General features: G+C 68.3%; 21 protein-coding genes. 10 read left to right on the top strand and 11 right to left on the bottom strand.

Going from position 1 to position 23,906, the window contains the following annotated elements:
* Positions 1–13: 13 nt before the first annotated feature.
* The 4 genes from ACWEPL_RS42270 to ACWEPL_RS42255 form a co-directional block, all read right to left on the bottom strand.
* Positions 14–1,645: a tetratricopeptide repeat protein gene (locus tag ACWEPL_RS42270; protein WP_452439494.1), complete on the bottom strand. Its 1,632-nt coding sequence runs from the start codon at positions 1,643–1,645 to the stop codon at positions 14–16.
* Between the two features lie 275 nt (positions 1,646–1,920).
* Positions 1,921–3,144 carry a DMT family transporter gene (locus ACWEPL_RS42265; protein ID WP_452439493.1) on the bottom strand — a complete coding sequence of 408 codons (1,224 nt, stop codon included), beginning with the start codon at positions 3,142–3,144 and terminating at the stop codon, positions 1,921–1,923.
* Between the two features lie 297 nt (positions 3,145–3,441).
* Positions 3,442–3,930, bottom strand: a complete 489-nt coding sequence (locus ACWEPL_RS42260; RefSeq protein ID WP_363980757.1) for a GNAT family N-acetyltransferase — start codon at positions 3,928–3,930, stop codon at positions 3,442–3,444.
* Positions 3,927–5,468 carry an XRE family transcriptional regulator gene (locus ACWEPL_RS42255; RefSeq protein ID WP_452439492.1) on the bottom strand — a complete coding sequence of 514 codons (1,542 nt, stop codon included), beginning with the start codon at positions 5,466–5,468 and terminating at the stop codon, positions 3,927–3,929. The genes ACWEPL_RS42260 and ACWEPL_RS42255 overlap by 4 nt, the downstream gene beginning before the upstream one ends.
* Before the next feature lie 276 nt (positions 5,469–5,744).
* Between ACWEPL_RS42255 and ACWEPL_RS42250 the strand changes: the two genes are divergently transcribed.
* From ACWEPL_RS42250 to ACWEPL_RS42235, 4 genes are all read left to right on the top strand, one after another.
* Positions 5,745–6,029 carry a hypothetical protein gene (locus ACWEPL_RS42250; protein WP_355200171.1) on the top strand — a complete coding sequence of 95 codons (285 nt, stop codon included), beginning with the start codon at positions 5,745–5,747 and terminating at the stop codon, positions 6,027–6,029.
* A gap of 620 nt (positions 6,030–6,649) precedes the next feature.
* Positions 6,650–7,438 (top strand): mechanosensitive ion channel family protein, encoded by a 789-nt coding sequence (locus ACWEPL_RS42245; protein WP_452439491.1) that lies wholly within the window; start codon positions 6,650–6,652, stop codon positions 7,436–7,438.
* Positions 7,439–7,447: 9 nt separating this feature from the next.
* Positions 7,448–7,828, top strand: a complete 381-nt coding sequence (locus ACWEPL_RS42240) for a globin (protein ID WP_355200170.1) — start codon at positions 7,448–7,450, stop codon at positions 7,826–7,828.
* A gap of 17 nt (positions 7,829–7,845) precedes the next feature.
* Complete coding sequence (locus tag ACWEPL_RS42235; protein WP_452439490.1) at positions 7,846–9,354, top strand: glycoside hydrolase family 13 protein; 1,509 nt, start codon at positions 7,846–7,848, stop codon at positions 9,352–9,354.
* A 57-nt stretch (positions 9,355–9,411) separates the two neighbouring features.
* Here the strand turns inward: ACWEPL_RS42235 and ACWEPL_RS42230 are convergent, their stop codons facing one another.
* Entirely contained in the window at positions 9,412–10,578 is a 1,167-nt protein-coding gene (locus ACWEPL_RS42230) for an MFS transporter (RefSeq protein ID WP_452439489.1), read from the bottom strand.
* On the bottom strand, positions 10,575–10,946 hold the full coding sequence (locus tag ACWEPL_RS42225) for an acyl-CoA thioesterase (RefSeq protein ID WP_350731589.1): 372 nt from the start codon (positions 10,944–10,946) through the stop codon (positions 10,575–10,577). Before ACWEPL_RS42225 ends, ACWEPL_RS42230 begins: the two co-directional genes overlap by 4 nt.
* A 739-nt stretch (positions 10,947–11,685) precedes the next feature.
* On the opposite strand from ACWEPL_RS42225, the gene ACWEPL_RS42220 reads away from it, so the two are divergent.
* A complete protein-coding gene (locus ACWEPL_RS42220) occupies positions 11,686–11,937 on the top strand; it encodes an SCO4226 family nickel-binding protein (RefSeq protein WP_350731592.1) in 252 nt (83 codons plus the stop codon).
* A 145-nt stretch (positions 11,938–12,082) separates the two neighbouring features.
* On the opposite strand, the gene ACWEPL_RS42215 is transcribed toward ACWEPL_RS42220, so the two are convergent.
* On the bottom strand, positions 12,083–12,382 hold the full coding sequence (locus ACWEPL_RS42215) for a hypothetical protein (RefSeq protein ID WP_452439488.1): 300 nt from the start codon (positions 12,380–12,382) through the stop codon (positions 12,083–12,085).
* A 438-nt stretch (positions 12,383–12,820) separates the two neighbouring features.
* Between ACWEPL_RS42215 and ACWEPL_RS42210 the strand changes: the two genes are divergently transcribed.
* Entirely contained in the window at positions 12,821–13,432 is a 612-nt protein-coding gene (locus tag ACWEPL_RS42210; RefSeq protein ID WP_363980774.1) for a TetR/AcrR family transcriptional regulator, read from the top strand.
* 146 nt (positions 13,433–13,578) lie between these two features.
* On the opposite strand, the gene ACWEPL_RS42205 is transcribed toward ACWEPL_RS42210, so the two are convergent.
* Complete coding sequence (locus ACWEPL_RS42205) at positions 13,579–14,091, bottom strand: VOC family protein (RefSeq protein ID WP_452439487.1); 513 nt, start codon at positions 14,089–14,091, stop codon at positions 13,579–13,581.
* 162 nt (positions 14,092–14,253) lie between these two features.
* Between ACWEPL_RS42205 and ACWEPL_RS42200 the strand changes: the two genes are divergently transcribed.
* Genes ACWEPL_RS42200 through ACWEPL_RS42190 form a run of 3 tightly spaced genes read left to right on the top strand, consistent with a single transcriptional unit; the run spans position 14,254 to position 16,928 of the window.
* Entirely contained in the window at positions 14,254–15,570 is a 1,317-nt protein-coding gene (locus ACWEPL_RS42200) for an MFS transporter (RefSeq protein WP_363980780.1), read from the top strand.
* Entirely contained in the window at positions 15,567–16,514 is a 948-nt protein-coding gene (locus ACWEPL_RS42195; RefSeq protein WP_363980782.1) for a ribonucleotide-diphosphate reductase subunit beta, read from the top strand. The genes ACWEPL_RS42200 and ACWEPL_RS42195 overlap by 4 nt, the downstream gene beginning before the upstream one ends.
* 3 nt (positions 16,515–16,517) lie before the next feature.
* A complete protein-coding gene (locus ACWEPL_RS42190; protein ID WP_452439486.1) occupies positions 16,518–16,928 on the top strand; it encodes a hypothetical protein in 411 nt (136 codons plus the stop codon).
* 369 nt (positions 16,929–17,297) lie between these two features.
* Here the strand turns inward: ACWEPL_RS42190 and ettA are convergent, their stop codons facing one another.
* Positions 17,298–18,962 (bottom strand): energy-dependent translational throttle protein EttA, encoded by a 1,665-nt coding sequence (ettA, locus tag ACWEPL_RS42185; protein WP_363980788.1) that lies wholly within the window; start codon positions 18,960–18,962, stop codon positions 17,298–17,300.
* Between the two features lie 548 nt (positions 18,963–19,510).
* On the opposite strand from ettA, the gene ACWEPL_RS42180 reads away from it, so the two are divergent.
* Positions 19,511–19,711 carry a hypothetical protein gene (locus ACWEPL_RS42180; protein ID WP_452439485.1) on the top strand — a complete coding sequence of 67 codons (201 nt, stop codon included), beginning with the start codon at positions 19,511–19,513 and terminating at the stop codon, positions 19,709–19,711.
* 303 nt (positions 19,712–20,014) lie between these two features.
* Here ACWEPL_RS42180 and ACWEPL_RS42175 read toward each other — a convergent pair whose 3' ends face one another.
* Both ACWEPL_RS42175 and ACWEPL_RS42170 read right to left on the bottom strand, forming a co-directional pair.
* The gene (locus tag ACWEPL_RS42175; RefSeq protein WP_350731609.1) at positions 20,015–21,223 is read right to left on the bottom strand and encodes a GGDEF domain-containing protein; all 1,209 of its coding nucleotides are present in this window, start codon (positions 21,221–21,223) and stop codon (positions 20,015–20,017) included.
* A gap of 1,368 nt (positions 21,224–22,591) precedes the next feature.
* A complete protein-coding gene (locus ACWEPL_RS42170) occupies positions 22,592–23,389 on the bottom strand; it encodes a single-stranded DNA-binding protein (RefSeq protein WP_452439484.1) in 798 nt (265 codons plus the stop codon).
* Between the last annotated feature and the right edge of the window lie 517 nt (positions 23,390–23,906).

The following is a 23,906-nucleotide window of genomic DNA, read 5'->3' as shown; positions in this document are numbered from 1 at the left end:
CGGCAGGCGGTCGTCAGGTGAGGCGATCGGCCCGCCGCTCGTCCGCGTCGGCCTCGGCGGCGCGCCCGAGCGCGCGCAGGGCGACGGCCCTGTTGGTGTACAGGTCGGGCTCGGGCTGCAGCTCGATGGCCCGGCTCAGGTCCTCGACCGCCCCCTCCAGGTCCCCGGCGGCGTATCGCAGCACTCCCCGGTTCCCCCAGGCGGCGGCGAGCCCGGGCGCGCGCTCCACCGCGCGGTCCAGCGCCTCCCCCGCCGCCGCCAGCCGCCCCGCCGCCGTCTCCAGCTGCCCCAGCACCGTGAGCAGGTGGGGGTTGCCGGGCTCCAGGACCAGCCCGGCCACGACGTCGGCCAGGGCCTCCTCATCGCGGCCCGCCGCGGCCAGCAGCCCGGCCCGGTTGATGTACGCGTCCAGGTAGGACGGGTCCAGCTCGATCACCCGTCCCAGGTCGGCCAGCGCCTCCTCGGTGTCACCCCGCACGGTGTGCAGCTCCGCCCGGTTGTAGTACGCCTCGGGCAGCGGCGGCCCGGCCCGCATGGCCCGTTCGAAGTCGACCAGCGCCTCCTCGTGCCGCCCGAGCTTGAACAGCAGGTTCCCCCGCTCCAGGTAGTAGTCGGGAAAGGCCGGGTCCAGCGCGATCGCGGCCGCGTAGTCCTCCATCGCCTCCTTGACGTGACCGAGCGCGGCCAGCAGCTGGGCCCGGTTGGCCAGCAGCACCATGCGGTGCAGCGGATGCCGCTCCCGCAGCTCGCGCGCCAGCTCGACGGCCGACTCGACCAGCGACAGCGCCGCGCCCGGCCGGCCGTGCCGCAGCTCGATCAGCGCCAGGCCGTTGAGGTCGAAGCCCAGCTTGAACGCCCGGTCCAAGGGGTCCGGCAGCAGGGTGGAGATGGCGATGGCCTCGTTGATCCAGCGCCGGGCCCGGCCCAGGTCACGGCGTGCGGGGTCGGGGTGGCGGGCGTCGAGCATGGCTGTGCCGTACGCGCTGGCGGCGTGCATCGCCGGATCCTGGCTGGCCGCGCGAACCCCGTCCCAGATCGCCTGGGCGTCGTCGGTGCGGCCGAGGCCGCCCAGCGCGGTCGCGGTGCGCTGCGCGAAGCGCCACCAGTGCTCGCCGCCCGCCTCGGTGCGCGCCATGCCGCGCTCCCCCAGCTCGACGGCGGCGTGCAGGAATCCGTCGCGCATGCACCGGTCCACCAGGGCCCAGAGCTCGTCCGCGCTCCGGGTGTCGGGCGGCGGGTCGGGGCCGCCGGAGTACAGCATGATCGTGAGGAGGTCCGGCGGGATCCGCCGCATCATGACGTCCAGCAGTTCGGTGTCCGTCGGGTCGGCCTCGGCGCCGTTGCACACGGCGATCGCCCGCCCGGGGCGTACGGCGTCCCTGATGAACTCCGCGAGCCCGTTGGCCAGCCGCAGCGTACGGCGGGGCGCGGGCACGAGGATGCGCTCGTCCTCAGGCAGCCCGGCGTCGATCGTGGCCCGCCGGAGCGGCACGAGGGGGGCCAGTTCGGGCGCGGCGGCACGGATCTCGATGTCGTGCGCCGCCACCAGGTCCCCGTCCCGTTCCAGAGCCTGCGGCACCAGGTGACGCAGCAGGGCGGCGGCGACAGTGTAGGGGCCGCGCGGCCGGCGATGTCCGTCGATCAACGGTGTCAGCAGCCGTACGGCCCCCCATTGAGCGGGTGCTTCGCCCTCAACTCTGAGATGGGACCTTGCCTCGGTCACCCCTTGTGAAGGACGCTGGAGGTCCCTGCCAGCCTCGCGGTTCCAGGCTTGCGGACAATGATGCGCTTCATGACATACCTCTCCCACTGGGGCTATTTTCCCATTATTAGTGCACCCCGCCGAATATCAAGATTTATGGTGAATAAGTGGAAGGTTACACCGCAAAAAGCGGTTGCCTTTTGATTGACACCAGTAAGCTATTGGGACCGAAACCAACGTGGGAGGGCTTTCGTCCGGGCCTGCTCGGCTTCCTCCATCAGATCGCACAGGCACCGGCCGAGCAGGGTGACCGACCGGCAGCACCCCGGCCCCGGCAGATTCCTCGCCCGGACGATGACCGTGGCCCGCTCGATCAGCCGCTCCAGGCTGGGCTCCCCGCCGCCCTTGAGCGAGCGCGTGTGCCAGGGGCACGTCTCAGCGTTCACACAGGCTCCTCTGTCGAGATACGGCGTCTGGCTGCCGCCGAGCGGCAGCGGATCCGCACGTTTGATCCTCAGGTCGGCCAGCGTCCTGGCCGCCCGTGCGGCGACGATGAGGAGGGCGTGGTTGGCGCGGGGGCGCTCTTTTCCCAGCGCGGCGGTTCTCGCGGGAAGCGCGAGCAGCATCGCGCCGGCCATCAACCCCCCGCCGACGACCATGCCCCAGCCGATCGGCTCGTGGAACCAGATCACCGAGATCGCGGCCACCCAGAGCGGCTGCGACGACATGAGGATCGCGCTCGGCACGGCCGTGACGTGCGCCTGGCCGTACGAGCGGGCCAGGAACCCCAGCGCGCACGACACCACGGCCAGGTGCCCCAGGATCAGCCAGTCGGACCCTCCCGACGGCAGCACGACCCCGTCGCGGACGGCGACGACCCCGGTGAGCAGCCCGATGGTGAACAGCTGGATCACCGTCAGCGCGTACGCGTGGAAGGTCTCACCCCGCTTGGACAACTGCGCCAGCAGCAGCGTGTGGCCGGAGTAGAGGGCGGCGGCGGACAGCGTGACCCCGAGCGCCAGCACCGAGACCTCGTGGTCCTCCATCCCCCTCAGCAGCGTGAACACGGTCATCCCGGCCAGCGCGAGCACCACCCCCGCCCAGATCCGGCGCGGCACTTTCACCTTGAACAGGACGAGCGCCAGGATCGGCGTGATCACCACGCTGCAGCCGACGGCGAACCCCGACAGCGAGGACGGCAGGCCGTGCAGCGCGACGGCCTGACCGGCCTGACCGATCCCGAACATGACCCCGAGAACGACCCCGTAGATCCAGGTCCTGCGCGGCAGCCCCCGAAAGCAGCGCGGCCTGATGACGAGGAGGGTGAGCGCGGCGATCAGGTAGCGCTCGGCGAGCAGATCCTCCACCGGTAACCGGTGGATGAGATCTTTCATCAGCGGGAACGCCGACCCCCAAGCGGCGCTGACGAACAACAGAAGCACGGCTCCCAGGAGGGGTCGGGGAGCGGGCACGACTGCCATGGCAAAAGCATCTCACTACTATTCGCAGCCACTGATGTACAGGGAGCAGCCGGTGAGGTTCCTCTACACCTCGGTGTTAAGAGCCTCACCCGCGGGTTTGTACATCCATACCGCGGACGCCAGAACCGGCGTCGTCGCGTACTGCGGGTGACGGAAGGAATGTCGGCGGTGAAGTCACGCCGGGAGCCCGGGGAAGATCACCGGGGAGGGGAGGAAGCGGCCCCAGGAGGGGTTGGGTGGGGCCGTACGCCGGGAGCCTCAGAGCTCGATGACCGCCGGAGGGGCCAGGCGTTTTTCGAGGTAGACGACAGTGTGGTCGCCGACCCGCTGTCTGGAGAGCTCGCGCCATCCCTCTCGCTCGTAGAGCGCCAGGGCGGCCTCCTGGTTGAGCGTGGTGTCGCCTCTGACGCGTTCGAAGCCGAGCTCCACCGCGCGCCGTTCGAGTGCGAGCAGCATGGCCGCACCGTAACCGCGCCGCTGGAACTCCGGGTGCACTCTCAGCCGGCACATCTCGGCCGTGGCCGTGTCGACGGGTTTCAGCCCGCCCATCGCGACGACCCGCTTGTCCACCTCGCCGACCAGGAAGTCACCGCCGCAGCCCAGGTAGATCTCCTGGATGCGCGGGAAGTCGTCGTCGTAGTAGACGCCGTCGCCCGGCACCAGTCCCACCTCGGCGAGGGAGATCCGGTGGAGTGCGAGGATGGTGTCGAGATCTGACCACCTATAGCGCCGGATCTCCACGTTCATGCACCGCCGCCTTTCGTCGGGACCCTCGGCCGGCGCAGTTCGGCCCTGTACTCCTCGAGTTTCGAGTTGTTCGCGTCACGGGCCATGATCGCCTGTTCGAGCGCCAGTGCGGGACGCATGATGAAATCGGTCATGTACTCGTCGCCGAGCATCCGCAGCGCCCTGGTGCCGATGTCCAGCGCGGAGTCGAACTCCCCGTCGATCATGCGGCACTGGGCCTGGTCGAGCCTGATCAGCGTCTGGTCGAGGATGTGATCCTCGTACTTCTCCAGCGCCTGGTCGAGCACCACCTCGGCCTCCAGGGTCTGGCCGAGCTTGGTGAGCACGTCGCCCTGGTAGAAGTAGAGCTGCTTCTCGGTGTAGCCGAAGGCCATGTCCGCCTGGTGCTCGGGCCGCATGTGGGAGAAGGCGTTCCTGCCCCTGGCCAGCGCGCGTTTCGCCTGGTCGACGATCTCCTTCTTGTTCTCGGCGCCCGAGAGCATGGCCAGCGCCCGCGCCTCGACGACCGGTGCCATGGCCTGCGCGGGGCAGGGCATGGTGCCGGCCAGGTCGCGGCTCTTCTTCGCCAGGTTGAGCGCCTCCCGGGCGTCCCCGAAGTAGAGCGGCACGAGCGACTCGCGGGCGGTGATCCACGCGCGCAGTGCGCGGTCGCCCGTCTCGTCGGCCGCGGTGCGTCCGGTCCTGAAGAAGGAGCGGGCCAGCCGGTGGTCACCGAGATTGATCATGATCATGCCGCTCAGCCCCGCCAGCTGGGCCGCCATCCGCAGAAGGCGGTCGTGCAGGTCGATGGGCTGACGGTGGGTCAGCGCCGCGCGTACGGCGCTCATCTCGAGCATCACGTCGCACAGCAGGCGCAGCGGGGCCGTCGTCGTGTACTGGCGGCCGAAGCTCTGCGTGGCCTCTTCCCACTGGTCGAGCATCGCCGCCGACACCGTGGCCGCGACGAGCGTCTCGTCCATCCGGCGCCTGATGCCCTCGCACGCGCCGAGCACCGGCCCGTCGAGCTCGGTGGCGGCGCTGGTCCCGGGGTTGAGCAGGTTGAGCATGGTGCGCCGGAGGATGTTCTCGTCGGCCTCTGTCTCGGGCTCCGGGGGCGACCCGGTCTCGCGCTCCGCCTGCGCTAACGGCCGCTCGGTGCTGTCTCCCAGCAGCACGCCCGGCGTGCGGTGCCCGTGGCCGCAGATGCACGGCCCGTCGAAACCGAGCTCCAGCGGCTCCACCCGATAGACCGTGCACAGGTAGTGCATGTATTCGGGTCCTGGGCGCTTGAGCCCGCTCTCGTAGGCCGACAGCAGGGTCTCTCCGATGCCGGGCATCGCCTTGTTGTCACGCTCGAACAGGGCTCTGATCTGCTCGATGACATCCGCCAGCGCGATGCCGTAGGAAAGACGGTGGGATTTGACGCGGCTGGTGCCGAATTGCGGAGTGCACTGCTCATGGATCTCGTCAGCTATCTGGGCCGAAGTGCGCCCGGCGGCCAGGCCCTTGGCTCTGATCCGCCTGGCGATCTCCGTTTCCCTGTGCTGCCTGCCGGACATCCCGGCCCCTCTCGCGCGTGTCTCGACCGGTCCATATCTGGTGACTCAGCGTAGCGTCCATGTAGCTGTGCGCCTACCCAAGAGTGTGAACCAATGTCGCCAGCTTGAAAACGCCCGGCATCAAGCCTACGGATAAGGATCGTCCTCCGAGGGACTGTTTCTTACATCCCATGAGGGAGAAGCAACTCCCCGTGACCGGGGAAGCGGCATTGCGCCCGCCCTTGACATGAGGCATGTTTGGCCCACCAGCCGATTCCCAAAAGGAGGGGACGAAAGGTGGGGGACGACAACTTCGAGCATCTGAAGCGTCTCGTATCCGAACTCGACGCTCACGGGTTGCTCGCGCGAGTGGTCCAGACCCAGGGCGGGCGCATGTTCGCACGGGTCATCAACCCGAACGCGACCAGCCTGTCGGAGAACGTCACCTGTCGGTCGACGAGCGCATCCGATGTACCGGACTGGTGGTACTGCTGGTCCTGGGGTGAACGGATGCACAAGGCCGACGACCCGGCTGGAGCGGCCACGAAGGTCGCACGCGTACTGGCCGCCGTGGGCGAGTGACAAAGCGGTGACCCGGGTGGAGCGCAGCCACCACGGCTCACCGCACCCACGGCGGCGTCAACGGAGCCGGCGGGGTGGCCGGTGCGGAGGGACTCCCGTATGCCGGAGCCCTTGGTCGCCCCGCCGGTTCCGGCCCAGGCACGGTCTCGCATGCCGTGCCTGTCCACAGCCACCCGCCCGGTCCTCCCGGGCGGGTGTTCGGGGGATCCCTCCCGGAACCGGCACGGGACACGCTTCCGGGTGCGCGTCCCGTTCCGAGCCGTCCGTCATCGGAGCGTCCGCTCTCTCCCTCCGCGGCCCAGAGAGCAGGCGTCCCCGTCTTCCCCGGCGTGATGTGACGGCGGGCGGTCCGGTCGGCGGTATTTTGGATCGAATCGGTCCAAAGCAGCCGACCGAACCGCTTCCGGAGGGGGATCTACCCAGTGTTACTGCTGGTGACAGCGTCGCAACCACCCGCTTCTCAGTTGGACTTCGAGAAGTTGACCCAGCAAATGGCTGGGAGCTGCGAGAACGACCCGGCGGGCATTTGCTCTACCCTTGTCGGGATGTTCCAGAATGCGACCTGGGCGCCCTTGGTGGCTAGTCTGATCACAATCGTCCTGATCCTCGTGCTCGCGATCGTGCTTCGCAAAGTCGCGCACCGGGTCATCACGAGAGTGGTCAACCGCGCGGCCACGGGTGGTTCGATAACCAGCAGGTTCCGCAAGAACGCGGTGCCCGACAGCATCGACGCGCTGCTGCACGAGCGCCGCAAGCAGCGCGCCGAGACCATGGGCTCGGTGCTCAAGCACGTCGCCTCGATCGTCATCCTCGGCACCGCGGTGCTGACCGTGCTCGATCGGCTGACGATCCCGATCGCACCCCTGCTCACCAGCGTCGGCATCCTCGGCGTGGCCATCGGCTTCGGCGCCCAGGAGCTGGTCAAGGACTTCATCGCGGGCATGTTCATGCTGCTCGAAGACCAGTACGGCGTGGGCGACGTCATCGACGCGGGCGCCGCGGTCGGCACGGTCGAAGCGGTGACCCTGCGCGTCACCAGGCTGCGCGACGTCGACGGCCGCGTCTGGTACGTCCGCAACGGCACCATCACCCGGGTCGGCAACGAGTCGCAGGGCTGGTCGCGGGCCTTCATGGACGTCCCGGTAGCCTACGACGCGGACATCATGAGCGTCCGGGTGCTCCTGGAGCACGTGGCCGAGGAGATCTGGGCCGACGGCGAGTTCCGGGAGACCAAGATCGTGGAGCAGCCGCAGGTGTACGGCGTCGAGCAGATGTCCGACAGCTCGCTGGTGTTCCGCATCAGCGCCAAGACCCTGCCCTCGGCGCAGGCCGAGGTGTCCAGGGAGCTCAGGTACCGGGTCAAGTCCGCACTCGACTCCGCCGGCATCCCCATGGTCGCCACCGCATAGGCTGAGAACGTGAGTGAGACCTCCTTCTACGACGCCGTCGGGGGCGACGAGACCTTCCGGCGCCTCGTGCACCGTTTCTACGAGGGCGTCGCGGAAGACCCGTTGCTGCGGCCGCTCTACCCGGAGTCCGATTTCGAGGGCGCCGAAGAGCGGCTGCGGGGCTTCCTGATCCAGTACTGGGGCGGGCCCAACACCTACAGCCAGCAGCGCGGCCACCCGAGGCTGCGCATGCGGCACATGCCGTTCGTGATCGGCGAGCCGGAACGGGACGCCTGGCTGCGGCACATGCGTGACGCGGTCGACTCGCTCGACCTGCCGGAAGAGCTGGGGACCAGGCTCTGGGACTATCTGGTCTACGCGGCCCACAGCCTGGTGAACTCCCCGACATAGCGGGCATGACACGCCACATGGATATCCCCTGGTGGCGTGATGCCATCGTCTACGAGATCTACGTTCGCAGCTTCGCCGACGCCTCGGGAGACGGCGTCGGCGATCTGGCCGGGGTGCGCGAGCGCCTGCCGTATCTTCGGCGGCTGGGAGTCGACGCCATCTGGCTGACGCCTTTCTACCCCTCCCCCATGGCCGACGGCGGCTATGACGTGGCGGACTACCGGGGTGTCGATCCGTTGTTCGGCACGCTGGCCGACTTCGAGTCGCTGGTCGCGCAGGCACACGAGCACGGGCTGCGGGTGCTGGTCGACATCGTGCCCAACCACAGCTCATCCGAGCATCCCTGGTTCCAGGCGGCGCTGCGGGGCGAGCGGCGCGACCGGTACATCTTCCGCGACACCACCAACAACTGGCAGTCCACGTTCGGCGGGCCCGCCTGGACGAAGGTGGCGGACGGGCAGTACTACCTGCACCTGTTCGCTCCCGAGCAGCCCGACTTCGACTGGCGCAATCCCGAGGTGCACGCCGAGTTCCTGGACATCCTGCGGTTCTGGCTGGACCGGGGCGTCGACGGGTTCCGCATCGACGTGGCCATGGGGCTCTACAAGGCCGAGGGGCTGCCCAACGTGGGCGACCAGTCGTTCATGTCGGTCTCGCCGCTGTGGGGGCAGCCGGAGGTGCACGACGTCTACCGCGACTGGCGTCGGCTGCTGAACGGTTATCCGGGCGAGCGGATGGCCGTGGGCGAGGTGTGGACGGACAGCTCCGAGGACCTCGCCCGCTACGTACGCCCGGACGAGCTGCACCAGAGCTTCAACTTCGCCTGGCTGCAGGCGCCGTGGTCGCCGACGGCGTTCAAGAAGGTGATCGACGACACCCTGGCCGCCGTGCCGTTCGCCACGTGGGTGCTGTCCAACCACGACGTCGTACGCCACCGCACCCGCTACGGGACCGCCGACCCCGGCACGGGGCTCGCGCGGGCCAGGGCGGCGCTGCTGACGATGCTGGCCCTGCCCGGGTCCGCCTACCTCTACCAGGGCGAGGAACTGGGGCTGCCCGAGGTGACCGACCTGCCCGACGAGGCCAGGCAGGACCCCGTCTTCTTCCAGTCGAAGGGCGAACTGCCCGGGCGCGACGGGTGCCGGGTGCCGATCCCGTGGACGGTGGACCCGCCCTCCCACGGCTTCTCTCCCGGCGGGGTGGAACCGTGGCTGCCGCAGCCGGCCACGTTCGCGGAGCTGAGCGTGGAGAAGCAGGAAGGGGACGCCGGTTCGACGCTGGAGTTCTACCGCCGGGCCCTGGCCTGCCGCCGTGACCTGGTCGGATCAATTCCTTATACCTTGGAGTGGCTGGACTCACCCGAGGGTGTGCTTTTCTTCACCCGCGGCCCGCTGACCTGCGCCATCAACTGCGGACTCCGGCCGGTACACCTGCCCGAGCACGACACCGTGCTCCTGTCGAGCGGTCCGCTCAAGGGGGACCTGCTGCCGCCCGACACCGCGGTGTGGCTCCGGCACGAGTCATAGCCGTGTGGCTCCGGCGCTGGCCATAGCCTTAGCGATCCCGCGGGTGTGGCTCCGGCGTCAGTCATGCCTTCGCGAAAGCTCGCCGCGGAAGGGGATGACGGGCAGCGAGAGCAGCGCGCACGCCAGGCCCCCCGCGAACCCCGCCCAGAACCCGGCGTGCTCGATCAGCACGCCGGCGAGCGGCGTGATGACGAGGGAGACGGTGTTCTGGACGGTGTTGTGGGTGGCCAGCACCCTGCCCGCCCAGGCGGGTCCGGCCAGCTCTCCGGCGGCGAGATAGGCGAGCCCGTTGCCGGCCACGGTCATCACCGCAGCCAGGGCGAGCATGACGGGTCCGAACTCGCCGCCGGTGATCGTGCCGACGACCAGCAGCACCAGCACGCCGAGGGTGGCGAGGGTGATGAGCAGCAGGGGCCGCATGCGCAGGCCGGTCCTGTCGGACCAGCGCCCGACCGCGATGCGCACCGCCGCCCCGCCGATCGCCGCCACCCCGAACAACTGCCCGGCCCCCACGCTGTCCCAGCCGTACAGGTGCACCAGGCAGGTCACGCCGTACGTGCTGACCACCATCTGGGGCACCACGTGCAGGGCGCTGGTCGCGTGCACCCGCCACAGCGCGGGCTGCCGGTACGGCGTGCCCGCCGGTGCGCTGCCCGGCGCGGAGATCGTACGCGGTGGCTCGGCCAGGAAGAGCGCGGCCAGCACGGCGGCCAGCAGGCTGACGGCGGCGCAGACGGCGAGCACGCCGGGCAGGCCGTGCGCCCGGGCGACCGGCGGAAGAACGAAGGCGCCGATGGCCATGCCGAGGGTGAAGGAGACCTGGCGCACGCCCATCGCGACGCCGCGTTCGGGCGGTTCGAACCAGCGCAGGACGATCCGCCCGCCGCCGACCAGCGCGGCCGAGCCCGCCGCGCCCGCCAGGGCCAGCAGCGCGATCACCGCCCAGGTCCGGTCGACGAACGCGACGGCGGCGAACAGCACGGCCGCCAGGCCCACTCCGGTGCCCAGGACCACGCGTTCGCCGTGCCGGTCGGCCAGCGCGCCCCAGGCGACCAGCGCGAACAGGATGCCGATGGCCGGGGCGTTCGCGATGATCCCCGCGACCGGCAACGAAACTTCGAAATGTCGCTGTATTTCGGGCAGGATCAGGGGCAGTCCGCCCAGGCCTAAGGTGACGCTGGTGTGCGCGTTTACGCCCAGCGCCAGCATCAACCACCGCTTCACGAGAAGCGTTTGAGATAGGCCAGTTCGCTCTCGGTGAGCCTGCGCGGTGCCGCCCGCTCGACGTCGTAGGCCGCGAGGACCGAGGTGGCGGTGACGTACACGTCGCTGTCGTCGAGGATCTCGTACTGAATCGTGAACCGCACCGACCTGATCTCGGTCACCCACGTCTCGACCCGCACCGGCTCGGCACGGAAGCCGAGGGGGCGGCGGTAGTCGATCTCGTGGCGGGTCACCACCAGCCCTTTGAACGGCTCCTCGCCCGCGTTGTACGGATCGATGTGGAACATGCCGAAGCGGGCGTCCTCGAGGTAGTCGAGGAAGCGCACGTTGTTCACGTGATCCTGGGAGTCGATGTCGGCAAATCTCACCGTTCGGAGGTATACGTGCCGCTGGGCTTGGGAGCGTTCAACCACGTCCGCCACCGTACCCGCCCGGGTCTGGTGTCCTTGCGTCAGGTCTGTTTCTCGTGGTCGGAGGTGTCGCACGAGCGGGCTGGTCAAAGGCCGCCCGATGATCGCCCCGGAGGCGGACAGGGGGATCGAGCGCAGGCACGGACGCAGGCACGGACGCAGGCACGGGCACGGGCGCAGGCACCGGCACGGGCGCAAGTCCATCGGACAAGGGGATCAGGCGCGGGTGCCCGCACCGGGAGCCGCCTCCTGCCGGGGGCGCGCGAACCACGCCCCTGGGTGACGGGGATATACGGGCCACCACCCACCCTGACAGCCCTTGATTACTCAGCGTAACTATCGCCCGGGGCTGCCACCACCGGGCCCACTCAGCGCCCGACCCCCTCAGCACCCGGTTTCACCGCCACCTGACCGCCCATTACCCGTGTCGGGGGGACCGCGGGCGTTCATGGGGTAGCGGTGCTGGTGGTGCCTGGGGACCGTGGGCGTTCATGGGGTGGCGATGCTGGTGGTGCCGGGAGCGGTGGGCGTTCATGGGGTGGCGATGCTGATGCGCCGGAGGCCGTAGGCCCTCCTGGAGCGGGCTCGGGTGATGCCGGTTTGGTTGGGTGGCAGTGGCACGGGGATGGCACATGATGGAACGCCTTTTCCTCAGAGGGCACACGACGTACCGGATGGTGCAGGAGGAGAGGACGTGATGGCGAAGTTCATGGACGTGCACAGCGGGTTCGTGGGGGTCACGGAGGAGCAGTTGCGTGCGGCGCATGAGCGCGACCTGGCGATAGAGGAGTCCGAGGGCGTGCACTTCGAGCGCGCCTGGCTCGACCCCGAGTCGGGCAAGGTGTTCTGCCTGTCGTCCGGGCCGTCCAAGGAGGCGGTGCTGCGCGTACACGAGAAGGCCGGGCATCCCACGACGGAGATCTACGAGTTGCCGGTCGAGGTGGAGTAGGCGGATACAACAGTAAGGATGGGCGGCAGCCCGTCGCCCATCCTTACTAAATGATCTCGCGCTGAGTCTGTTGCGCTTTTAGGGGACTGGTCGGCCCTGCATGCCCATGCTCACCCTCGCCGGCCTGCCGCCACGCTCACAGCCCTCAGGGGAACACGGCGTGATTCGCATCGCGATGATCGACGACCACGAGCTCATCCGCCATGGCCTGGAGTACCTCCTTCCCCGCTTCGATGACCTCGAAGTCGTGCTCCAAGGCTCGAGGATCGGTGACCTGCGCGGCTCCGGCCTGGACCACGACGTGCTGATCCTCGACCCGTACCTGTCCACCGGCGACCGAGGTCAGGGAGCGGTCGGCGACCACCAGGGTCCTGGCCATCTCGGCCTCGGGTCGGCCCGCCGACGTGCTGGCCGCCATCCGCTCGGGCGCCAACGGGTACGTCACCAAGGCCCCCCGCGCTGAACGCCGTGCGTACCGTTGCTTCCGGTGGCTTCTACCTCTCCGGCCGGGCTGGCCGACATCCTGTCTGCAGAACGAGCTCGATTCCCCAACCTCCGAGGCGAGCCCGCCGCGTCTGTCGGCGCGAGGGATGGAGCCGCTCGCGTACATCGCCCAAGGGTTCACCCATGCTCGGCGATCGAGGAGGCGTGCCGGGCATCCATGCCTTCCCGCACCCGCCAGGCCGCGTGCCACGGCAGCCACTTGGCCGCCTCGATCTTCACCAGGGAGTCGGCGACCATGCACTCGATGGCCAGATCGTCTGCCCCATGGACTTGCGGATCTTGAGGTGAGCGAGAGGTCCGTCAGCCGTCTCCCCGACCATCACTGTTGCGCGGTGTCAAGAACCTGATTCTAGAATCGGCCAGGTCTATACTCTGCCGCGTGGTGCGTAAGTCCTCGTGGGAGTGGAGTCGTACGGCTCAGACCCGTAAAAACATGCTGCAGGCGGCTCGCGAGGTCTTCGGCGAGCACGGCTTCGCCGAGGCTGGCGTCTCCGAGGTGGTCGCCCGCGCCGGCTCCAGTGTCGGCAGCCTCTACCACCACTTCGGGGGCAAGACCGAGCTGTTCCTGGCCCTGTATGAAGACCATCAGGCAGCGCATGAGGAGGCGTCGGCCGCCAGTGTGGCCAAGGCCAAGAAAGCGGGCGTGGATGATCCCGTCGAGCTGCTGATCGCCGGGGCTCGCGCGTACCTCGCCGGGGCCTGGGACCGGCGCGATCTGGTGCGGCTCTTCATCGATGGGGACGGGCCGCCGGGGTTCGAGCTGATCCGCCGTACGCGGGGGCGGGAGTGGGTACGCCAGAACGCGGTGCTGCTGAGGGCAGGGGATGATCCACTCGATCGGTTCACCGTGGCCGTGCTGACCAGCATCATCGGTGAGGCTGCCCGGGAGGTCGCCACCTCGGACACGGAGGAGGAGGCGCAGGAGGTCATCGAGGCGGCGATGACCCTGATCCGGCGCCTCGACCCCCTCCAGGTCCTCGAAGAGGGGTGACCGGGACCTGGCGGTCGGCGCTCCGATCCGCACCTTTCTCCGACACGAGCCGGGAGCGATCGCGCGGGAAAGCCCTCCGGCTGCCTGCGCAGCCCCACTGGATTTCTCCTCTCCCGCCTCGAACGGCTCCCCGCGAACTCCCAGCATCAAGGGCTGGGTACGCCGTTGCCGTTCCACCCCCGGCCGGCCAGCACCTCCTCCACCGTCGGCCGGACGTCGCCCGGCTCGTGCGGACCCGGCTGGGCCAGTTGGATCAGGACGCCGTGGGCCTCCTTGGGGTGCAGGAAGACCTCACGCCAGCGGGGATCCGCCTGGTTGAGGCCGTGCAGGCGGTAGCCGCGGGCGGTCAGCAGGGCAACCGCGGCCGTCAGGTCGTCGACGTGGAAGTTCAGGTGGTGGACGCCGCCCCGCCCTCTGGTGAGCTCGAAGAAGCTGTCGAAGAACGTCGATCCGGCCAGGGGCTCCATGAGCTCGATCTTGCTGCCGTTCGCATATGTGAGTTGTAACGTGCGGAAACCGACGGCCCGGTTGTCACCACCGCCGCCCAGGTGCCGGCCGCCGAGCAGGTCGCGGTAGATCGGCAACAGATCCCTGATCCGGGGAGCGGCCACGGCCGTGTGGTCGAAGGTGACTTCCAGGCCGTCGAGTTCAAGGTCCAACACACGACTCCTTACACCGGGCGATCCTAGAATCGGATTCTAGCCAGGGATGAACATCTCACCCTTGACGACGGGCACACTGAGGAGCAACATCACAGAAATGAATTCTAGAGCAAGCTTCTAGAACGCATGACGGGGGTCCAGCCCACAGAAAGGCAAGCCATGAGGCTGTCCTACGTCCGCGAGCTCGACGAGTACCCGACCGGCGCCCGCCGCATGAAGATCCTCACGATGGCCGTGCTGGCCATCCTCATCGGCTCCTACGAAGGGCAGATCGCCCCCGTCGTACCCCTCCTCCTCAAAGATCTACACATGTCGCTGGCCACGTACGGCGCAGTCTCGGGCGCCGCGGCGGTGGCCGGGGCGATCGCCTCCATCCTGGGCGGCAGACTCACCGATCGGCTCGGCCGGGTGCGGCTGCTCATCCCGCTCATGGGCCTGACGGCCGTGTGCTGTTTCGCCATGACGCTCGTGCACAACCCGCGCGACCTGCTGATCGCCCGGATCGTGCTGGCATTCGTGGACGGCGTGGCCATGGCCAGCACCGCGCCGCTGATCAGGGACTTCTCACCGCGCCTGGGGCGGGCTCAGGCGTTCGGCTTCTGGACGTGGGGACCCGTCGGCGCGAACTTCCTGGCCGCGGCCATCGCCGGCTGGACCCTGCCGATCTTCAACGATTCGTGGCGCTCGCAGTTCGTGATCATGGGGTGCTTCTCGCTCGTCATTTCGGCGGTCATCGCATTCAACATCGCAGACCTGTCGCCCGAGCTGCGGGCCCGGATCCAGCACACCGAGCAGGCGGCGGCTCAGGTGGTGGATCTCGGGAGGCCGGCGCGCGTGCGCTCGCTCTTCGTCAGGCGGAACATCTGGGCGCACGTCATCGGCATCTCGCTGTGGCTGGTGCTCTACATCACGCTGTCGCTCTTCGGGCAGACGATGCTGGTCGATGCGCTCGGTATCAGCAGTGCTCAGGCTTCGACGATCATGGCGGCGTTCTGGAGTCTCAATCTGCTCACGCTGATCGTAACAGGCCGCCTGTCCGACCGGACTCAGCTGCGTAAGCCGTTCTCCCTCGGCGGAACCATCGCGGCCGTCCTCGTCACCGCCTACCTCGCCGTCTCCCTGGGTCAGGAAGACGTCTCGACCGGCACGCTCATGGTGGTCGGCGCGCTGCTCGGCGGCTCGCTCGGAGTGGCGTACGCGCCCTGGATGGCCAACTACTCGGAGGACGCCGAGGACGCCGACCCTCGGCTGCAGGGCACGGCGTGGGGGCTGTTCGGGTTCCTGACCAAGGGTATCGCGGTGGTCGGGCTGCTGGTCATCCCGCGAGTCGTCGCGGCGACGGACTGGCAGACGTGGCTGTTCGTGGCGCTGGGGTGTCTTGTCCTGTTCATCCCTGCGATCGTCATGTTCAACGGGCCGTGGCGCCGCCCCGCCCGCACGCCTGTCACAGTCGCCCTCGGGGAGGCCGAAGGATGACCGAACTGCCCGACGTCGCCGGCTCCGACCTGCGCGGGATCCGTCACCTCGACATCGACGACGTGCTCGCGTACGTGCACCGCGACCTCAAGCGGCTGCCCGACTACACCGAGCTGTACAAGCGTTACCTGCGCCAGCGATGGGACGTCTACGAGCTGGACTTCTCGCAGGACATCGTCGACTGGCGCGAGCGCATGTCGCAGGAGGAACGGGACGCGTTCGTCGGGATCTCCGCCGGGTTCCACCATGGGGAGCGGCAGGTGGAGGTGGAGCTGCCGGTGTTCATGCTGGGCGGCTCCGAGGAGTCCAGGATCTACATGTCCAGCCAGATCGAGGACGAGGCCCGGCACACGGTGTTCTTCGACCGTTTCTACCGCGAAGTGGTCGGCATGCCGGGCGACTCGGTGCAGGATGTGCTGGACGCGTCGTTCGAGCACGTGTCGGAGACGTTTGTGGGGCCGTTCGGGCTGCTCGCCTACCAGGCCGACGAGCTGCGGAAGGACCCCGAAGATCCCGCCGCCCGGGTGCGCTACGGCACGACGTACTTCCTGTGGATCGAGGGCGTGCTCGCTCTTTCCGTCATGAAGATCACGCTCACGTACTGCCGGGAACGAGGGTTCCTGCCCGGCTACTACACCGGCTTCACGGCCACGTGCCGGGACGAGGCCAGGCACGTGCAGTTCGGGATGCGGTTCCTGCGCGACTCGGTGCAGGAGGATCCGCGGCTGCTGCTCCAGATCCACGAGACGCTCCGTACGATCCTCGCCATGAACAGCGCCACCAGCCGCAGGCTCGCCCTCGAGTCTCTGGGCTGGTCGCCGGAGGAGGTCAGGCGCCTCATGATCCGCCAGCTCCACATGAAGCTGGTGGACGTGGGCATCGCGCTCCCTCCGGACATCCAGGACATGGTCGCCCGCATCGAACCCGAGCTCGCCGGAGGCTGACGCATGCGCTTCTTCACCCCGGAATGGGCCGAAGCCGCCCGCGCCGCCGTGGAGACGGGGCCTCCTCAAGAGGGCAAACTGCCGTCGTACTGGAGCTGGATCGACCGCGCCCGCGCCGGCTACACCGCCACGTGGGCGCTGGGCGTACGAGAGACGGGGGCTTATCTGGTCCTGACCTGGAAAGACGGCAAGTGCGCCGAGGCGGTGATCACCTCCGACCCGGCGGCCGCCGACTATGTGCTGGCGGCCGGGGAGGCGACGTGGCGGGAGCTGCGGGAGGGGGCCGATCCCGGACGGGTGGTGATGTATCGGGGGTTACGCCTGGAACGCGGGGATGTGCTGGCGTTCTTCCGGGTCATCTACTTCTTCGTGGAATCTCTCGCCGCTCTGTCCCAGGTCCCCGTCGAGCCCTGAACGAACACTGCGGCCGATCGGCGCTGTCTCCTGCCCGGCGCGTCCATCACGTCACCGGGCCCCATCCGCCTCCGAGCTGACCGTCGGCCGCGGGCTGATCACCAGCCCCGACACCCGCCCGCCACCGAGCTGATCGCCGGTCCCGGCACCCGTCAGCCACCGAGTTGATCGCCGGCCCTGGCATCCGTACGTCACAGAGTTGATCGCCGGCCCCGGCACCCGTACGCCGCCCGACGATCCCGGCACCCGGCCACCATCCGGCCGGTCGACGGTCCCGGCGACCGGCCATGTGCGTCAGGCAATGTCACTCGCGCCCCGCCGTACACGAAGGGGGTTCCCTCCGGGACGGCGGGGCGCGTGCGCATCAGCTCAGTCGCGGTGGAGCTTCCGGTAGGTGACGCGGTGCGGGCGGGCGGCGTCGGCGCCCAGCCGCTCGATCTTGTTCTTCTCGTAGTCGGCGAAGTTGCCCTCGAACCAGAACCAGTTCGAGCCTTCCTCCCACGCGAGGATGTGGGTGGCGATGCGGTCGAGGAACCACCGGTCGTGCGAGGTGATCACCGCGCAGCCCGGGAAGTCGAGCAGCGCGTTCTCCAGCGACGACAGCGTCTCCGTGTCGAGGTCGTTGGTGGGCTCGTCGAGCAGCAGGACGTTGCCGCCCTGCTTGAGGGTGAGCGCGAGGTTGAGCCGGTTGCGCTCGCCGCCCGACAGCACCCCCGCCTTCTTCTGCTGGTCAGGCCCCTTGAACCCGAACGCCGCGATGTACGCCCTGGACGGCATCTCCACGTTGCCGACCTTGATGTGGTCGAGCCCGTCGGAGACGACCTCCCAGACGTTCTTGTTCGGGTCGATGCCGCCGCGGCTCTGGTCGGCGTACGAGATCTTGACCGTGTCGCCGACGGTGATCGAGCCGGTGTCAGGCGTCTCGCTACCGGTGATCATGCGGAACAGCGTGGTCTTGCCGACGCCGTTGGGGCCGATGATGCCGACGATGCCGTTACGCGGCAGGTCGAACGTCAGCCCCTCCATCAGCAGCCGATCGCCGAAGCCCTTCGTCAGCACGTCGGACTTGATCACCGTGGTGCCCAGACGCGGGCCCGGTGGGATCTGGATCTCGTCGAAGTCCAGCTTGCGGAACTTGTCCGCCTCAGCCGCCATCTCCTCGTACCGCTGGAGTCGGGCCTTGCTCTTGGTCTGGCGGGCCTTCGGGTTGGACCGAACCCACTCGAGCTCGTCCTCCAGGCGCTTCTTCCGCTTGACGTCCTTCTGCCCCTCGACCTTGAGGCGCTGCGCCTTGGCCTCCAGGTAGGTGGAGTAGTTGCCCTCGTACGCGTACGCGCGGCCGCGGTCGAGCTCCAGGATCCAGTTTGCGACGTTGTCGAGGAAGTAGCGGTCGTGGGTGACGGCCAGCACCGTGCCGGCGTACTTCTCCAGGTGCTGCTCCAGCCACTGCACGCTCTCGGCGTCGAGGTGGTTGGTGGGCTCGTCGAGCAGCAGCAGGTCGGGGGCCTCGAGGAGCAGCTTGCACAGCGCGACCCGGCGACGCTCACCACCGGACAGCTTCGTCACCTCGGCGTCGGGCGGCGGGCAGCGCAGCGCGTCCATGGCCTGCTCGAGCTGACTGTCGAGGTCCCACGCGTTGCGGTGCTCGAGCTGGTCCTGGAGCTTGCCCATCTCCTCCAGCAGCTCGTCGCTGTAGTCGGTGGCCATCTGCTCGGCGATCTCGTTGTAGCGCTGGAGCATCGCCATCGTCTCGGCGACGCCCTCCTGCACATTGCCGAGAACGGTCTTCTCCTCGTTGAGCGGCGGCTCCTGCTGGAGCATGCCCACCGTGAAGCCCGGCATCAGCTTGGCATCACCGTTGGACGGCTGCTCCAGGCCGGCCATCATCCGGAGCAGCGTCGACTTCCCGGTGCCGTTCGGGCCGAGAACGCCGATCTTGGCTCCGGGCAGGAACGACAGCGTGACGTCGTCAAGGACAACCTTGTCGCCGTGCGCCTTGCGCACGCGCTGCAGGGTATAGATGTACTCCGGCATGCCCTCTAGCTTAGGGGCTCTCCACCCAGGCTTCCGCCGCTCCTCCCGGTAAGACCCGAAAGACCAGGCGGTCCCCCACACGCCCACCCCTAGCGTGCAAGGCGCATTCCGAAGCCGATGCGGGCCACCCACGCGGCCAACCCCCACCCCTGGCGTACACGGGCGCATTCGTGAGGTCGTCGCAACACAGTGATCACTGACTGGCGACGGCCAGGACAGCGAGGCAATCGGGTTTCCGCGTTTCGTCATGCTGGCGGAACGCGCAGACCCATAGCCGAGAAAGCTGTGGTGCCAGCTCGCCTCCAGGGCTTCCACCGTCAGGGACGGCACCGATGGGTGGCTGGGCGGTCGCAGGTAGACGATCGCGAGGTCTGCTCCGGCTTCGGCGAACGCGCGCGGCGGCCTCTGAGCAGGAACGGCTTGGCCTCGATCCAGGAGCCCGCCGCACCGAAGGCATCAGGGGCGAGGGCCCAACACCGGGTTCCAGGCGGTGTGCAGGTGGCCGTCGCGGCCGGGTCGCCGTCGTGGCGCACCTGACAGGAGAAGCCGTGGCGCACCTGACAGGAAAACCGGATGCCGGACGGGTCCCGCCCCACATCAGCGCAGGGGGAATGAAGCACCTCGCGTACGCGGCGAAACTGCTCGATCGGGCCGATATCGAAGTTCCAGTGCTGGGCATGGCGCGCTGCGGTACGCAGCATGCGCTTTCCCCGCTGCCGCCAATGCCGAGCGGCGGATGGGGCCGCTGAACCGGCACCGCAGCCACAGCCGGCAGCCAACCCAGTGGGGCGAATGGGGCCGCCGAACGGCCTCGCAGCGGCAGCCAACCTAGTGGGCGGATGGGGGCGCTGAACCGGCATCGCAGCCAGAGCCAGCAGCCAACCCAGTGGGGCGAATGGGGCCGCCGAACCGGGCAGCCAACCTAGTGGGGCGGATGGGGGCGCTGGACTGGCATCGCAGCCACAGCCAGCAGCCATCCCAGTGGGGTGGATGGAGCCGCCGAACCGGCATCCCAAGCGGAGCCGGCGGCCAACCCGGTGGAGCTCAGTAGGTCAGGAGTTGTGATCGTCGCTGGGGAGGGAGCGTGGAGGAGGGGGTGATTGGACGACGGGAATGCAGACACGGTCCCGCCCCAGCTCCTTCGCCCGGTAAAGCGCCAGGTCAGCGGCCGCCAGCAGGTCGATCAGGTCGTCCCCGTGCACGCTCATCAACGCGACCCCCGTCGAAATGGTCACCCTGACCAGGGCGTCGTCGACGGGGATGGCCATGTGACCGATGCGGGTGCGGAGGCGTTCGGCCACCTGGCGGGCCTCGTGGATGTCGGCGCCAGGCAGGAGGACCACGAACTCCTCGCCCCCGAACCGCCCCACAACGTCGTAGTCCCGCAGCTGGCTGCGCAACGTGGACGCCACCCCCACCAGCACCTGATCACCGACCAGATGTCCGTAGGCGTCGTTGACCCGTTTGAAGTGATCGATGTCGATGATCAGGAGCGCCAGGGTTTCGCCCGTCCGGCGGGCCCGGACGATTTCGGTGTCGGCCTCGCGCTGCCAGGCGGCGGCGTTCAGCAGGCCTGTCTTGGCGTCTGTACGGGCTGCGGCCTGGAGCTGGGCGTGGAGGAGGCTGCGCTGCAACAGCACCACCGGCGGCAGCGTCAGGATCAGCAGGGCCAGGTTGAGTCCGCAGCAGATCGAGACCGTCACGCCCAGGCAGAGCTCGACGATGTCCAGCAGCACGCTCTCCCTGTCCCACAGGACCTCCCGCCACGGCATGTCAGGGTCTGCGGTGTGGGCGGCGATGGCGATGAGAGCGATGTTGAGCAGGGAGAACAGCACAGCCGCCCCGACCGCGCAAAGGATCGGCGGTCCGCTCCCGAGCGACAGCACCCACGGGTCCTCGATCACCCAGTGAAACGTGACGGACGCCGCGCACCCGGCCAGACCGATGGCGGCCGCGCTGAACACCCGCCGGTAGAGAACGGTCGCGCGCACGCGTACCTGGAGCAGAATCTGCAGGACGATCGGCGCGAAAATGGCGTAAAGCGGCGGCAGAAGCAGCGCAACCGGCAGCCACCACGCCGACAGCAGGTCTCGCGAGACGCCGGCGGGCATGCCCAGCCGCCGACTGGCCTCGATGCAGACCGCGCCGCACGCCATGAGAGCACTGAACGTGACCAGGTCCCACCATTGGAAGACGGTGGTCACCGCGAACACCATGATCGCGGCAAGGTCGAGAGCGACGATCGCACACAAATAGATCACGAGCGGGCGACGTTGCCCGAGCAACGGCCAGCGGCCGGCCAAAGTTGACACACCGTCGCGAGACCCGATCGAGGCGTGACTGGTCGCCGCCATCTCGTCTCCTCTCTAACTAACGATGTGTAACACAATAATTGCGGAGTGTGCGATGTGCGATGGGAACGGATACGTTGGCACTGACTACACACACCTGCTCATGCCGCGAGTGGGTCGTGTTGGACAGCCGTGCCGGAAAGGAGCAGCCATGGTGCGGGGCGTGACCTGGACCTGACAGATGCTCTAGCCATCTGCCGCGGACAACACACCATCGGCCGCCCTCGGGGGTGCCAGTCAAACGGGCCACGGCCGGTGCCCCCTCCCCCCTCCTTCCCCTCCACCTCAGCTTCCCCCTATACCTCAGCTTTCCTGTTCGCCTCAGTCCTCCACCTCATCTTCCCCTTAGACCTCAGCTTTCCTGTTCGCCTCAGTTTCTTCCCCTCCACCTCATCTTCCCCTTAGACCTCAACTTTCCCGTCGCCTCAGTTCTCCCCTTCGCGTCAGCTTTCCCCTTTACCACGCCGTTCCCCTACACACCTCAGGCTTCGCCTGCTCCCTCTTCGCTCGCCTGACTCTCCAGTGCCCTTCCCCGTTGCATTTCTCGCTCCGATAACCGCGTCCCGGTTTTCTCCTATCGCGGCCATGGCCTCGGCATATGCCAAGGCGCTGTCCTTCTCCGGTTACTGCCGTCGCAACTCACTCGCGAAGGCTTTCCCTCTGTCGCTGCAGCCGCCACTCCGCTCACCAGGTATCGCCCCCTATGGCTTCTGTCGCAGCAGCTCCACTAGCGCGGACGTCTCCTGCCGCAGCTCCGCTCACGCAGACCTCGCCTTCTGCGGTTACTGCCTCGTGGCTCGCGCTTCGGGAGTCGCTCGTCCTCGGATTCTCCAGTCGCGCCATCCCTTCGAGAAGCCCTCGCCTTCCGCTCCCCCTTTCTGAGGACCGGCTGCCTCGATGCTGTCCGTTCGAGGGGTCTTCTTCCCTTCCGCCTTCCCTTCCGCGCCTGCGCTCGATGGCGCTGGTGCTGCGGCGTCTTGCCGTCCCGGCCGTGGCGTCCGCATGTGCAATGGGAAGCGCCGCGTTGGCCGGTCAGCGTCCGCCCTCGGGCGTGAAGGGCACCGGTGGGCGCCGCAAACCGTCGACCTCACCGCCGGGTCCGTCCCCTCGGGCGTGAGGGACACCGGTGACACCGCAAACCGTCGACCTCACCGCCGGGTCCGCTCCCCCGGGCGTGAGGGACACCGGTGACACCGCAAACGGTCGACTTCTCAGTTGGGTCCGCCCCTTTGGGCGTGTGGGGCACCGGTTGGCCGCGCGGTGCCCCTTCGTGTGCTCCTACGCCGCGGCTCGTTCCTCCAGCACGGGCTCTTCGGCGTCGCCGTCTTCCTCGTCGACGCCCACCTTGCTCGTCGCCTCGTCGGTCTCGGGGCCCAGGAAGCGGACCGTGTGGTCTCCCGTGCTCGGGGTGCGCCTCTTGCCGCTCGCCTCCCCTGCGGAGCGCATGATGTTGTCCTCACCCTCTGAGGAGTCTGCGGGGCTGGTGCCTTCTCCTGATCGCAGGGTGTCGGCCTCGGGCTCCTGGGTGTGTGCCGCGTCGTCCGATCCCGAAGGGCTGGGGAAGTCGCGGTCGATGCTCAGGGTGTGGAAGGGGGTGGGTTCGGGGGTGGAGCCGGAGCGGGGGAGGTTTCGGAAGCTGCGGGTGCCCATGGCCCAGTCGCGGGTCTCCTCGTCCAGGCGGTCGCGCATCTCCTTGCTCATCGAGGTGATTCCGGAACGGTCCGGCTTGGCGAAGACGCCGGTGCCCCAGCGCAGGTCGTGCCCGACCGCGCTGGCCTCTATCTCGGGCACGAAGCGGCGGTCACCTTCCGGGCCGAACTCGCGGATGCGCAGCTTGCCGGAGACCACCACAGGGTGTCCTGCCCGGATGGAGGAGGCGACGTTGTCGCCCAAGGTACGCCAGCAGCGGACCGTGAAACACACCCTGTCACCGTCCACCCATTGCCCCGCCTTCTTGTCGAAGTAGCGGTGTGAGGAGAACACCTTCAGCGAGGTGACCCTGCTGCCGTCATCGAAGCTGTACTGCCTCGGCTCTGCTGCGACGTTGCCGGTGAGTGTGATGTAAATGTCGTTCATCCCGTGCCTCCCATGCGGCGGGCCGGCTGCCCGCGATCTGGGATCAGGGTGCCGGGGATGGGCTTGGGCACGAGCTCTGGAACGGGGTTCTGTGGATGAGCGGGGCTGTATGAGTTGAGGCTGTGGATGAGAGGGCTGTTGGCGGTGAGGCGTCTGTAGGGGCAATGGGGCTTTTGCGTGAGGGGAGGCTGTTGGTGGTTATCTGCCGTGGGGAAGCTGCTTACGGTGAAGGTGTCAGCCCGCCCGACCTACGGGATGCTAAAGGGCTGTCGGCGTATCGAGCCGTTGGTGCCGGCACAAATGACCGTAGGACGCGGGCCATCTGACCGAAGCTCGAAGGTGCCGGTTAACGGTGCACGAAGGTGCCGGCTGGTGGTGCACGAAGGTGCCGGCTGGCGGTGCTCGCAGCTGCATCTGACCACAGCGAGCGGGCGCAAAAGGCCGTAGGACGGGCGCAGGCACGGCCAGCCGTGGCAGGCGAGTGTCGAAGATCAGGGCTGTGGCTGGCGAACGCATC

It is taken from the genome of Nonomuraea sp. NPDC004186, from assembly GCF_053603495.1.
Note: the sequence above shows the minus strand (reverse complement) of the source record. Positions and strands in the feature narration are given on the sequence as shown.